Source organism: Acinetobacter sp. CIP 64.2, assembly GCF_000369645.1.
Lineage (GTDB): Bacteria > Pseudomonadota > Gammaproteobacteria > Pseudomonadales > Moraxellaceae > Acinetobacter.
Window position 1 is genome coordinate 81,355 of the sequence record NZ_KB850120.1, and the last position, 13,881, is coordinate 95,235.

The window sequence follows — 13,881 nt, forward strand, 5'->3', positions numbered from 1 at the left end:
TTATGACAGGCTTATTACAAAGATTAATTATGACAATATCATTGCAAAAGAATTAATAAAGTCGAATTTAGCAATAAATTGTGACAAGCATGGGGCAGAGTCATGACGGATTGATGACAATTTACCTCGCAAGAAAGCAAATGAATTCATCTGCTTAACTTAACTGTAGTTTAACAGCTTTGGGTGTCACAAAACTGTAAAACGATTTTAATTTTTTTGCGAGGTGGTTTCGATAAAAGACAAAAAGACAGCACAACAGGCGGACAGAACATCTTCCAGAGGCTGTTTGAAGCCTTCCGAGACCCAACGAATAATAATATGGGTAACATAACCATTTAAGCCAGTTGCCATCAACGAGACTTCTTCAGTGCTATGTGGGGCATTGGGCATAGTGATCATCACGAAGCCCTGAATAATGCGATCGAACTGGGTCAGCGTTTCTTGAATGGTGGCTTGATTATGTAAATCCTGCACCAACATCGCATCAATATAAATAATCCGTGCCATACGTGGATCATCTTTAATCGCACCCAATAAAGCCGACAAACCTGCGGTCACCATATTCTTGGGTTCAGGCGCAGCCATTAAAACGGCTTGGGTTAAACAAGTTTGCATTTTCTCAATCATTTTTAAGAATACAGTTTGAAACAGCTCTTCGCTTTTCTTAAATGATTCATAAAAATAGCGTTCAGTCAGCTTGGCCTCATTACAGACATCTTTAACTGTGACCGAGAAAAAGCCTTGTGTACCGTAGGTTGCAATACCTGCTTCAATCAATTTTTCACGACGTGCTTCTTTGCGCTCAGTTAAAGACAGACCTTTGAATTGCCGTTCTTTCGCTTCGGTATTGTTTTTCTTGCGTGTCGCTTGATCTTGAGTTGCCATTGAGAAAACCGTTCCCTAAAAAGTCTTTAAATCGTGTGTCTAATAGTTGCATTTCAACCCTGTTATGCTGACTAGCATAACTAAATTTTGAAAATATGCCTTGTCTCTTTTAAACATCATCAGTCATGAAATGTAAATAGGCCTATTATGACATGTAGGATGTTGGTTATTGCCATTTGTCTTAAAGCTAGAGTGTACTATATTGACAACACGTATTGTCAAAATTATATTGATTACAGGTTAAACAGCACATGGTCTGAGCGAATATGTGCGTATCATTCGTAGTACAAAGGATAGGCAATGAAAAATTTTAAAAATAAAGTCGCAGCGATCACCGGTGCAGGTTCTGGGATTGGACAACAACTGGCAGTTTTATTAGCGAAACAAGGCTGTCATTTGTCATTGAGTGATATCAATGAAAAAGGCCTGACCCAGACTGTTGAATTAGTGAAGCAGTATCCTGTAACAGTGACCACCAAAGTGCTTGATGTTTCAAACCGTGATGCGGTGAAACAGTGGGCACAAGAGACTGTACAGGATCATGGCTCAGTCAATTTGATCTTCAATAACGCAGGCGTAGCACTTGGGTCAACCGTCGAAGGTGCGAGCTATGAAGATTTAGAATGGATTGTTGGAATCAATTTCTGGGGTGTGGTTTATGGCACCAAAGAATTCCTGCCATTCATCAAACAAACCAAAGATGGTCATATCATCAATATCTCCAGTATCTTTGGTTTAACCTCGCAACCAACACAATCTGCATATAACGCAACTAAATTTGCCGTACGTGGTTTTACCGAATCATTACGTCAGGAATTGGATATTGAGAAGGGCGGTGTCAGCTCACTCTGTGTACATCCGGGCGGGATTCGTACCAATATCGCCAAAGCAGCGAAAATGAATGACAGCTTGAAGAGTTTGGGCATGGACCCGAACAAATCAATCAAGCAGTTTGATAAGTTCCTACGCACCCCACCAGAAGAAGCTGCACGTCAAATTTTAAATGCGGTATTGAAAGATAAACGCCGTTTATTGATTGGTACAGATGCGCGTATTGTGGATTCGTTCCAACGTTTATTCCCAACGGGTTATCAACGTATTGCAGCGCTTGCAACCAAGATGATGTAAGTTGTTATCATTTAAAAAAGCCATTCTCTGTGAATGGCTTTTTTAAATCCGTCAGAAGGTGGTTTTTAGATCAGCACCTTAATCTTGGTCTTCTTCCAAAAGAATTGATAATAAAAAGCTTGGAACAGACATAAACAAACAAAGGATAGCGCATAGGCAATCCAAATGCCTGTTAAGCCCCACAATGAGCTAAACCAATACGCACAAGGCACTTCGATCAGAACAATCGTGAAAATATTGATGAGCATTGGGATATTGACCGCACCACTGGCACGCATAATCGATGCAAAAATTGCACTGGCACCAAAGAATAGAATCGACCACAGCACAATAAATAACAGTTGTTGACCCAGCTCAATTACGCTGTGATCGGTAATAAACAGTGCCATTAGATATTTTGAGAACAAATAAGCCAGAGCAATCAAACTACCGGTAAATAAGAAATTCATACCCAAAGCGGTACGGGTGACTTTGGCCAATAAATCAGGTTTACCTGCACCAATCGCTTGTGCAGCAAAAATCGAAGCGGCAATCGAAATCGACAAGGCTGGAAATTGAATGTAGTTCAGTACTTGATTGACTGCACCATAAGCTGCGGTGGCATGTGCACCATAATGGTTAATCAAGCCAATAATCACCAAACCCGCTAAGGAGGTGGTGACCATCTGAATCCCTGTTGGAATACCGAGTTTTAAAATTAATTTACTCAGTTCAGCATCGTGGCGAATATGTTGCAGCAATAGACCATCAATTTTCAGTGGATGGTTTTTATAGTTTAGATAAATTGCTAAGAAAATCAGCACAGCGGCATAACCGATAATGGTTGCAATTGCAGGAGCAACAATACCTAACGCCGGAAAACCAAAATAACCTTTCAGCAAAACGGGGGTTACACCCAAACCAATCAAGCTGGTGAGGCTCAGTGCAATCAGTGGCGTCACACTATCACCGACACCACGCAAGATCGAAGTATAGATAATATAGACGAACAGTAAGGGACTGCCCACCAGCATCCATTGCACATAAGGTAAGGACAGGTGCATCACTGTGGGATCGGTGCCCAGTAACTCCAGAATATGTTTGGCGAAGATCAGACCCAAGACTGCAATAATACTGCCGCCGATCAAGGTCATAAATATGGTGGAACCAATCACAGCACGGACTTTTTCCAGATTCTGTGCACCCCATGCCTGCCCAATCAGCACCGTGGAGCCTGCGGAAATCCCGATCACAAAAGCCAGTAAAAAGAACAGGATGGGGAAGAATACCGAGACTGCGGCAATTGCATTCACCCCCATCATTTGACCGACGAAGATGGTATTAATGGTTCCAGACAGGTTTTGTAAAATATTGGTGGCAATCAACGGCACCAGAAACACAAAAAAGGTTTTCCAGAGATTCGGTTGCATGACCAAGGGTTGGCGTGGTGTCATTCAATTTCCTTCACGCTTCATCCTGAAACGATTGTATTTTTGTCAACATAACATTCTCAGTTGTGTTGAAGATGAGGGTTCAGTTTGTTTTTGTTGATCAACATTGTACGAGGATTTGACCTGCGCGTTGTAGTGTTTGATCGGTTTTGGCAAAACAGAAACGAATCAGACGTAATGATGCTGGTGCTTGTTGATAGAACACCGAAATTGGAATGGCCACAATTTTATGTTGCTCCGCAAGAAATTGGCACATTTCGATATCATTAAGATCAGGGCGAATATTGCTGTAATCCAGATTTTGGAAATAGGTGCCTTGAGATGGGATGAAGTCGAAACGTGAATTTTGAATTTGGGCATTGAACAGATCACGTTTCGCCTGATAAAAACTTGGCAATTCCTGAATATGTTCAGGGTGTTGTTGCATATAGTTGGCCAGTGCAATCTGGCATGGAGTGGTGCCACAGAAATTGGCAAATTGATAAATCTGGCGGAATAGACGCATGAGTTGTGGCGCAGCAACACAATAGCCGGTTTTCCAGCCTGTGACATGATAGGTTTTACCGAAAGAACCAATTACGAAGCTGCGTTCACGCAATTCTGGAAATTGCAGTGCACTATGGTGTTTCTGCCCATCAAAAATCAGATGTTCATAGACTTCATCGGAGAGCACCACGATATTTTTATGTTGAATCAGCTCAATTAACTGACGCCAATCCTGTTCTGACCAAATTGCCCCTGTTGGATTGTGTGGGGTATTGACAATGATCATGCGGGTGTGGGCATTGATACTGTCTTTGACCTTTTGCCAATTCACCTGAAAACTTGGTGCATCTAAATGGATATGCACTGATTTTCCACCTGCCAACTGAACCGCAGGGGCATAGCTGTCATAGCTTGGATCGAAAATAATTACTTCATCGCCTGCATGGATACAGGCTTGAATGGCACAGAAAATCGCAATGGTTGCACCAGGGGTGATGGTGATTTCAGTGACTGGGTCGAGTTGCAACTGATCGCGTGCCAAGAATTGTGTTGCCAGTTGTTGTCTTAAGGCCAATACACCGTCACCCGCAGGGTATTGATTATAGCCTGAAAGTGTCGCTTGGCTGAGGGCTTCGAGTAATGCAGGTGGCGCAGGGAAATCTGGGAAGCCTTGGGATAAGTTCAGGGCATTGAGTCGTTGTGCGAGTTCAGTCATGACACTAAAGATGGTAACGCCTTGGCTTGGGAGTTTTGACTGAAGTTGCAACATGATTGAAATGACCTATAGAATTTTAATGGATTATGTATTTTGACGGTGTCTTACCGAGAGCTTATCTAATTTCAGGATAAGCCTTCAGCTGGAGTTACTTTGGTTTCGTCCAAAGTAACCAAAAGCATTGTCATTCGCAAAACCTGTTCACTTCTTGCATTGGTTTTATTACATCGCAGAAACAGCACTTAATTGAAATCACGCAGGTTGCGAATGACCTTTCTCGCGTATCTTATTGATGACAGGTTTTTGTAGTCAATATTGACGCTATATTACAAAACATTTTCAACAATGGCACGGATCACACCAAGTGCTAAACCAATAAAGGCACCGACAATCACACCATTGACGCGGATCATATGCAGATCACCGCCCACCTCGCTTTCGATTTTGGCAATCATTTCTCGCGAATCCCACTCATGAATCCGTTCACTGATATAACGAATGATCTTGTCGCTATATTGCTCACTGAAATTAATGGCCAAGCCGACCATTTTTTCATTCAGCACCTGACGTACTTTTTCATTTTGAATCAGACTTTCACCGAGTTGCTGGATCGCCGCCTGTAGGTTAGTGGCAATGCCTGAATCTTGCTGCATTAAATCGGTTTTAATCGCATCACATAAAATCGCCACCGCACCACTGATAAAATTCAGGACCTGTGGGCTATCAAGCAGTGCATCTTTACCACGATTTAAACGCTGGCTAGCTTCACTGTCGGGTTCGGCCAGTTCCAGCATCAGCTTATGGGTGGTGGCTTCAATATCCTGACGCCATGGATGGTCGGGATTGGCCAGCATCGATTCAACTTTTTCAATCAGAGAATCAATGGTGCGTTGCTGTACATCAATGCCGATCCAGCTTGCGCCTTTGGCCAGCTTCCAGACCCCTAATTCTTGGAATAATTTACGTGATAAATCACGTGCTTCTTCCGGATGTGACACCATCCATTCATGTGCCAGATCGAGACCACGCTGTAACACATCTTGGTGGAAATCATTTTCCAGTACCGCACGCAGCATTTCACTGGCCAGTTTATTGACCTTGGTACTTCTGACCCACTGCACACTGTTGTTCTGGACGAAGTGTGCAATTTGCTCTTGGCTGACAAATTCAAAGATTCTCGGCACGGTGTGCTGAATCATCTGCACCACTTGCTGATTGTTTTTGGGACTGGCTAACCATTGGCCTACAGCCAAACTGATATCAGCATTTTGTAGACTGCGTTGCACGATCTGTGGGGAAAGAAAATTTTCCTGTACAAAGCGACCCATTGACTCGGCAATACGGGCCTTATTGCGTGGGATAATTTCGGTGTGGTCACGCAATAGTTTGGGGAGCGGCATTCTGCCAAAAGGATTACGGAATAACACAGTCACTGCATACCAGTCCGCCAAGCCACCGACCACACCTGCTTCCGCGCCAAGCATGAAAATATGGATGAGCCATTTATATTCAGGCAGAAAATGCGCCGCGACCATGAAAGCAATCCATGACACCACTGCAATGATCAGTGCTATGGTAGCGAAGTATTTACTTCGTTGTAAGCTCGGGACGTGGATTTCTTCGACTGAACTCATGGAGTCATCCTTTTAATTTATTTTTTGTTTTGAGGCGGTGCAGGGGGCTGCAACACGTCTCCTGTCGGGCTCAAGCCATATTTTGGCCCTAAAGACTGCAAAATCATTTGAGCATCAAAGGCATCAGGAGATTGCTGCTGTGTCTTAAAGCACTCGATAGTATACGACACTTGAATTGGATCAAGATTGACCACTTGTGGGGTATCGTAGAATGGATCAGGCCAAAAGGCAGGATGACGACGATAATAACCATAAGGGTAATACGATGGCGTCGGATAAATCACGGCTTGGCGCGGTGTCTTATGGCGGGCATTACTTGGATCATCCACCACACTAAAATAACGGAAACCATTTTTAACCGTGGTTTGTGCGGCTTTGAGCAAGGTAATTTCCTCAGCTGTACCATAACTCAAGTTATTGTCTGCTTGGAAACCGACACGGTAAGTTTTGTTATTTAACGGATAAGTGGTGAATTGGCCCAGTTGGTCAAAGGTTCTGGGTTTGGACGGAACCGTTGCACATCCTGCAAATGTCAGTACGACAAGCAGCGGGGTGCATATTAATACGCTTTTCATATGCTATTCCTATGTACAGTGTCGAGGGCAATCGACTTAAAAACTGCTATTCGGTTGAGTTAAAAACTCCAATTCTTCAGCGCTTGAGTGACGTCCTAATAGTGCATTGCGATGCGGATAACGCCCAAAACGATCAATGATCGCTTTGTGCTTTTTCTCAAAGCTTAGATTTATTTCATTGCCTAAGCGTTGAAATAATTTCAGGGCAAATTCATGCATGCGTTTGGATTCACTATGCATAAACGGCATATACAGGAAGGAACGTTGCTCTGGGCTGAGTTGTGCGTCCAGCTGTAAGCTAATCGCTTCTTGTGCCAATGCGAGTGCAAGGCTGTCATAAGCAAAAGCTTGGGCTTGATCCCGATATAAATTTCGGGAGAATTGGTCGAGTATAATAATTTCCGCCAAACGACCTTCAGGTGTCTGGCGCCATGACCACAGCTCCGCCTGAGCAGCTTGTTGATGGATCTCTGCAAAGGACGCGCGAATTTTTGCATCAAAATCATCACTTTTAGCAAACCAAAGTGAACGATGCTCCGGATCAAACCAAAAATTAAGAATGTCTTGCGCTTGCATGGGGGAGTATCCACTGGAAGATTTATTTTTTAATAAAATCACAATTTCAGCGTGTCTTATGTAACAAGATTGTGATAAAAATTGCCAAACTAAATCAGATGACTAGATTGTAATTGTCGTTATAATTGGCTGAGTCGAAGGGATTGGCATGCAGATCATGCCTGTAGAATCGACGATGTCGTTACCATGCATGTGGTCGGCTGATCCTGAATAAGCGAGCAATAGAATATGAATCAACCCAGCCTTACTTCCTCTGTGATACCAACTTGGGTAGATGCCTCGCTATTAAAGGGGATGTTACGTGGCATTGAGCGTGAAAGCCTGCGGATGCAAAGTAATGGATTTTTATCACAAAAAAATCATCCAGAAGCGCTCGGTTCAGCTCTGACACATCCATATATTACGACGGATTATTCAGAAGCATTGATGGAGTTTATCACCACGCCACAAACAACGATTGCGGCGGCACTCAATGAACTGAGTGATATTCATAGTATCGTCCATGAGCAACTGGAAGATGGCGAACGCTTATGGCCTCTGTCGATGCCTTGTATGCTGGATGATAACGAAGAAAATATTAAACTGGCACAATATGGCAGTTCCAATATTGGTCGCTTTAAAACCTTATATCGTCGTGGTTTAGGCGTGCGTTATGGTCGCCGTATGCAGACCATTTCCGGGGTGCATTATAATTTATCTTTTCCAGAACAATTATTTGCGCTTTTGCAGCAGCATGAAAGCAATCCACAATTAAAACAGCTCAGTCTGCAAGATTATCGTAGTCATCGCTATTTCGGTTTGATCCGCAACTTTATTCGTTTGATTCCTTTGGTGATGTATATGTTGGGTGCGAGCCCATCGGTGTGTCGTTGCTTCCTGACCGGTCGTCAGCACCATTTACAACCTTTGGTTAAAGGTACCTTATATCTGCCTGAAGCGACTGCATTGCGGATGGGGCGTTTGGGTTATCAAAACTCAGCACAAAAAGAACTTGGGATTCATTATAACGATCTGCACGATTACTTAGATGGCTTACAAAAAGCCGTGCATACCCCTTATCCAGAATTTACCCAGCTCGGTTTAAATGATGAACAGGGCGAGCCGATTCAGATCAACGATCATGTACTACAGATTGAAAATGAATACTACAGTCTGGTGCGTCCTAAACAGGTGCCGCAAGCAGGTGAAACACCTTCACAAGCCTTAAAAAATCGTGGCGTTGGCTATGTCGAATTACGTGCGGTGGATGTGAATCCGTATAGCGCGATTGGAATTGATGAAATTTCGGCAGGCTTCCTTGAAAGTTTAGCTTTGTATTGCTTGCTCAAAGACAGTCCGGATCTCTTTGCTGAAGAACAAGAACAGATTGATCGTAACCAAACTGAAGTGGTGAATCGTGGTCGTGCGGCAGATGCCAAGATCGAAGAAGGAGATCGTTCGATCTCATTAAAAGACTGGGCACAAACTCACTTAAATGCGATTCAAGCCTGTGCCAAGATACTAGACCAAATGGATGGCACCCAGCTATATCAAGATGCCATTCAAGTGATGCAACAACGCCTAGACCATGTTGAAAACACACCTTCAGCCCACGTCATTGCAGATACCTTGCAACATGGTGGCACATGGAATTTTGGTAGTTTCATGGCGCAGCAACATGTCGATCATTATGACCAACATCCACTCAGTGAAGAACGCAAACACTATTTTGAACAATTGGCGCAAACTTCGTTGCAAAAACAGGCGCAACTTGAACAAGATAACGACATGAGTTTTGAACAATATCTTGCACAATATCGCTAATATTTTAGAGGACTTCCCATGCGATGGAATTATCGCTTAGTCAGTGCAGTACTGGTACTGACCAGCATTATTGGTATCTCATTTGCGTTGTATTTAGAACATGTGCAGGGCTTGGATCCTTGTCCACTCTGTATTTTCCAACGCCTTGGCTTAATTGGGATGGGCGTAATCGCGCTAGTCGCCTTTATCCATAATCCAGTTTCAAGTGGTTTCAAACGCTTTTATGCATTTTTAGCAACCTTATCAATTGGCTGGTCAGTTGGTGTTGCGGCACGTCATGTCTGGCTGCAAAGTTTACCACCTGATCAGGTTCCAAGTTGTGGGCCTGGCTTAAACTATCTGGTGGATGCCTTGCCAATGAAAACCGTATTACAAGAAGTACTTTCGGGTTCAGGGGAATGCGCCGCGATAGATTGGACTTTCCTCGGTCAATCGCTGCCCGTTTGGTCTCTGGTTTATTTTAGTTTGATTTTACTGATTTGCTTATGGCAATTATTTAGAAACTATAGCGTTACACAAAAATAAGCGAATCGTTGTTCTAAATCATTTAAACACCCGAAATATGAATGTCTATTTCGGGTTTTATTTTCTCAAAAACTAAACAAGTTGTGCCATTTTGTTGCTTAAAAGCTTTTTTTGTGGACAGATAGGTCTGTTTTTTGTAAAGTTCAGCCGATTCCCCGTACGATCTGATTATAAAAAATGCTTTTTAATATATTTAATGTATTAGAAAAAATAGGGCTAAATGCACAGAAACGTGCCATTCACGTACAATTTTCTAATAAATTACTGAATAACCAAGTTTTTTTACAACGTATACAAGGCCAGCATCAACTTAATGAGGGCTTGTCAGCCGAGCTGATTTGTCTTTCGACCAATGCCCAGATTCCCCTCAAACAATTTATTGGGGTTCAGGTTGCAGTTGATCAGGTTACCGATTCAGGGCAACTGTTTCGCACCACGGGGATTGTGACCGAGGCCTGTTATGGACAAAGTGATGGCGCATTAACGCTGTATAAGCTGACTGTACACGATGCGACCCATTTATGGCATAAGCGCCGTAATAGCCGTGTTTTTATGAATAAAACTATTGTGGAAATCACTGAAGTTTTGTTCAAAGAGTGGCAGCAAAGAAGTCCATTATTTGCAGCAAGTTTGAGTCTGGATCTGAGTGGCTTAAGCCAGAATTATGATATACGCCCATTTGTGATGGGCCATAATGAATCCGACTATTCTTTTCTTACACGCTTATGGCGCAGTGAAGGCATAAACTGGCTGATTGATGAAGCTGAGCTTTTTGTACCGCATTCAAGTACCCCTGTCAAAGCACAGAAGCTGAGATTGATTGATGATAATAGTCAATATCAAGCTTTGGCTCGACGGAGTATTCGTTATCACCGTAGCAGTGCCACAGAATTTCAGGACAGCATAACCGGTTTTGTGGCGGTGCGTAGCTTGCAGCCGACTGCGGTGCATCTGCAACGTTGGCAGCCTGATGCCTTGGCACAAGAAGAAGGTGCAGGTTCAGTGGTTACCAGCCATAACCATTCGGAAAGTTTTGATTCTGCCAGTTTAAGCCTTGAACAGGCATGGCATATCAGTCCAGCTTGGATGCAGGACTTAAAAGGTGAAGACCAAGCCACGGCTTCAGGTGGCAGTCAGCTAGAAAAACTGAATCAGCAATTCAATGACATGTACGCCAGTCAAGCCAAATATTTTAAGGCTTATAGTACCGTGCGCGATAGCCAAGTCGGTTATTGGTTTAATCTTAGGGAACATCCCGAAATTGATCAGCATGAAGGGGCCGATCAGGAGTTCCTGATTATCTCCAAGCATTTCTACAATCAAAATAATTTACCGAAAGATTTACAGCAACAGGTCAGTCAACTGCTCAGCCAGAGCCGCTGGGATCAACACGACTATGACGAGGCAGAGCGTCAGGGTAATGAACTGACCTTGATTCGCCGTCAGATCAAGATCACCCCTGAATATGATCCAGAGTTACATCGTCCGATTGCCTATCCGCAACGCGCCAAAGTAGTGGGGCCCGAAGGGGAAACTATTTATGTGGATGAGTGGGGACGAATTAAAGTACGTTTTATGTTTACCCGCAGTGAGGATCATGGACATGATGGCGGTGCGGGCAGCAATGACAATGACACCGATTCGGCATGGGTCGATGTCCTCACCCCTTGGGCAGGAGAAGGCTATGGTGCACGCTTCTTGCCACGGATTGGTGAGGTGGTGGTCATCGACTTCTTTGATGGCAATATTGACCGTCCTTTTGTGACAGGACGAATCCATGAAGCACAGCGTTCTCCGACCAAGTTTGATGTCAAAGGGCAGCTTCCAGACACTAAAAAACTCAGTGGTATCCGCAGTCAGGAAGTCAATGGCAATGGTTTTAACCAGTTACGTTTTGATGATACGACAGGGCAAATCAGTACCCAATTACAAAGTAGCCATGCGGCAACACAGCTGAATTTAGGTAATTTAAGTCATCCTAAAGTGCAGGAAAGCAGCAACGGTCGTGGTGAGGGCTTCGAGCTTAGAACGGATGCTTGGGGTGCTGTACGGGCAGGCAAAGGCATGCTGATCAGTACCTATGCGCAAGAACAGGCGATTGCTGATCATTTGGAAGCTACCCAGGCACAATCTTTGCTGTCACAGGGTTATGACAGCATGAAAATGCTCAGTGAAGTGGCTGCGAAGCAACAGACTGATGCGCTAAATGTGATTAATCGTCTACCGAAGTTTATTCAGTCATTGGAACTTAAAACCACAGGTCAAGCACTGGATAGCACTTTAAATTTATTTAAAGAAGGGATGAGTAATGATCCGATCCATGCTTTGAAGGATTGTGGTGGTTTTATTGAGGATATTGGTGCCCTTGGCGGCAATGCCAAAGGTGCGGTAGATGAGTTTAATGCGTTCTTTAGTGATGCCAAAGATGCGGTTGAAAATCTGAAACAGTTCATTGAAAACGTTGAAGAGCATGGCGCTGATATTGTCAAAGGCAAGCTTGCCAGCATTAAAGATCGAATTCAGCAAAACCCTTTTGAAAGTATTAAAGAAGTCGGAAAGGTTTTGGCCAATGTCGATATTAAAGATTTTGAGCTGATGAGTACCTGTGGCACCTTTAGTAAAGGCAGCAAGTTAGACATCACTCCGTCCAAAGCATTGAGCTCCTTACAGGGGTTTATGGAAGGTTATACCCAAGGTTTGGAAAGCAGTTCGAATGCCAAGCAACAAGAACAAGGCAAGATTTTTAGACAGGCGCTGATGTTGTTGGCATCACCGAATGGGATTGCATTAACCACGCCTGAAAATATTATTTTGCAGGCCTCTCAGGATATTGCCGAGAGTGCAAGTGGCTCAATTAACTTGAGCGCACAGAAGAGTATTATTGGGCATGCGCAGGACAAGATCAGCTTGTTTGCTGCACAAAAGGGCTTTAGAGCGTATGCAGCAAAAGGGAAATTGGAGTTGCAGGCGCAGGATGATGCGATTGAAGCGATTGCCAAGAGGGTCATTAAGTTAATTTCTACAGAAGATAAGATTGAAATTACTAGCCCTAAAGAGATTGTACTAACAGCGGGCGGTTCTCAGCTCAAAATAAATAAGAGTGGTGTATTCATTAGTACGGGGGGCTATTTTAAAGTTAAAAGTGGTCAACATGTATTTGAGAGTGGAATGAAAGTGGAATATTCAGTACCTGAATTATCTAGTAGTGGTCCATTTACTAAAGCATTTCATTTTGTGTCACTGGAAGGCGAAAAAATAGAAAATGCAGTGATACAAATTTATGAAAAGATAAATGAAAACTATATTTTTAAAGTAGATTCCAAAATTGATAAATCAATTTTTAAATTAGAGAATGATGAAAAAAATATTGAATATAAAGCGTTGGTTGGATTCGATGATTGGGTTTCTTGGTTCGACGATGAAGAAGAGGAATTACAAGAAGAAATAGATTTAGGTGAACATCATAACCCATATGATAAATAATCAGGAAACTAAGATGAATAATGTACATGTGGTTAAAAGAGGAGATACACTTTGGGGTATTTCAAACAAATACCATATTAATCTTAATGATTTAATAGAAATAAATAGCTTATATGGTAAAAAGAAAAATTTATTGAAAATTGGACAAAAAATTTATTTGCAAAAGAATAATAATAAAAATGTTGATACATTTTTAACAATAGAAGTTAAAGATTTAAAATGGGAATCAATTTCTCAGGCTAAATTGTTACTTGAATATGATGGGCAGTGCCATTTAGTAACAAGTGACGCGGCAGGAGTTGTTAAAGATATTCAAATTGAAGATGCTTTGAAAGGAATACAAATAAGTTTATATACGATAAAAAATAAGTTTGAAATTATAGCGCACCATAAGGTACTGCCTCAAGGTAAAAAAATTCTTAGACTAAGCTCTCGAGCAATGGTATTAAAGGGGCGGACCTATCAAGTTGAAGGTATATCTAGAACAGATACAAAAACCATTGAAAAAGAGTTGAAAGCTAATAATCAGAAAAAGCAGGCTGCATCTGGAGCATCTGGAGCATCTGGAGCATCTGGAGCATCTGGAGCATCTGGAGCATCTGGAGCATCTGGAGCATCTGGAGCATCTGGAGCATCTGGAG

Annotated in this window: 11 protein-coding genes; 5 read left to right on the forward strand and 6 right to left on the reverse strand. The window is 42.7% G+C overall.

The genetic code is table 11. The features are described 5' to 3' along the window. Positions 1-207: 207 nt before the first annotated feature. On the reverse strand, positions 208-885 hold the full coding sequence (locus tag F895_RS18310; RefSeq protein WP_004657058.1) for a TetR/AcrR family transcriptional regulator: 678 nt from the start codon (positions 883-885) through the stop codon (positions 208-210). 300 nt (positions 886-1,185) lie between these two features. Here F895_RS18310 and F895_RS18305 point away from each other — a divergent pair, with 300 nt between their 5' ends. Beyond that, on the forward strand, positions 1,186-2,013 hold the full coding sequence (locus tag F895_RS18305) for an SDR family NAD(P)-dependent oxidoreductase (RefSeq protein WP_004657060.1): 828 nt from the start codon (positions 1,186-1,188) through the stop codon (positions 2,011-2,013). A 65-nt stretch (positions 2,014-2,078) separates the two neighbouring features. Here the strand turns inward: F895_RS18305 and F895_RS18300 are convergent, their stop codons facing one another. From F895_RS18300 to F895_RS18280, 5 genes are all read right to left on the reverse strand, one after another. Beyond that, on the reverse strand, positions 2,079-3,446 hold the full coding sequence (locus F895_RS18300; protein WP_005238056.1) for an MATE family efflux transporter: 1,368 nt from the start codon (positions 3,444-3,446) through the stop codon (positions 2,079-2,081). A gap of 97 nt (positions 3,447-3,543) precedes the next feature. Then, complete coding sequence (locus F895_RS18295) at positions 3,544-4,698, reverse strand: pyridoxal phosphate-dependent aminotransferase (protein ID WP_005238057.1); 1,155 nt, start codon at positions 4,696-4,698, stop codon at positions 3,544-3,546. A 272-nt stretch (positions 4,699-4,970) separates the two neighbouring features. Next, positions 4,971-6,278 carry a DUF445 domain-containing protein gene (locus F895_RS18290; RefSeq protein WP_005238058.1) on the reverse strand — a complete coding sequence of 436 codons (1,308 nt, stop codon included), beginning with the start codon at positions 6,276-6,278 and terminating at the stop codon, positions 4,971-4,973. 17 nt (positions 6,279-6,295) lie between these two features. Beyond that, on the reverse strand, positions 6,296-6,853 hold the full coding sequence (locus tag F895_RS18285) for a CC0125/CC1285 family lipoprotein (protein ID WP_005238059.1): 558 nt from the start codon (positions 6,851-6,853) through the stop codon (positions 6,296-6,298). A gap of 36 nt (positions 6,854-6,889) precedes the next feature. Beyond that, positions 6,890-7,429 carry a DUF924 family protein gene (locus F895_RS18280; protein ID WP_005238060.1) on the reverse strand — a complete coding sequence of 180 codons (540 nt, stop codon included), beginning with the start codon at positions 7,427-7,429 and terminating at the stop codon, positions 6,890-6,892. Between the two features lie 228 nt (positions 7,430-7,657). Here F895_RS18280 and gshA point away from each other — a divergent pair, with 228 nt between their 5' ends. From gshA to F895_RS18260, 4 genes are all read left to right on the forward strand, one after another. Then, the gene (gshA, locus tag F895_RS18275; protein WP_005238061.1) at positions 7,658-9,232 is read left to right on the forward strand and encodes a glutamate--cysteine ligase; all 1,575 of its coding nucleotides are present in this window, start codon (positions 7,658-7,660) and stop codon (positions 9,230-9,232) included. 18 nt (positions 9,233-9,250) lie between these two features. Then, the gene (locus tag F895_RS18270; RefSeq protein WP_005238062.1) at positions 9,251-9,757 is read left to right on the forward strand and encodes a disulfide bond formation protein B; all 507 of its coding nucleotides are present in this window, start codon (positions 9,251-9,253) and stop codon (positions 9,755-9,757) included. A gap of 177 nt (positions 9,758-9,934) precedes the next feature. Next, the gene (locus tag F895_RS18265; protein ID WP_005238063.1) at positions 9,935-13,240 is read left to right on the forward strand and encodes a type VI secretion system Vgr family protein; all 3,306 of its coding nucleotides are present in this window, start codon (positions 9,935-9,937) and stop codon (positions 13,238-13,240) included. A 13-nt stretch (positions 13,241-13,253) separates the two neighbouring features. After that, positions 13,254-13,881, forward strand: a 628-nt coding sequence (locus tag F895_RS18260; RefSeq protein WP_005238065.1) for a LysM peptidoglycan-binding domain-containing protein, incomplete at its 3' end; no start/stop codon positions are given.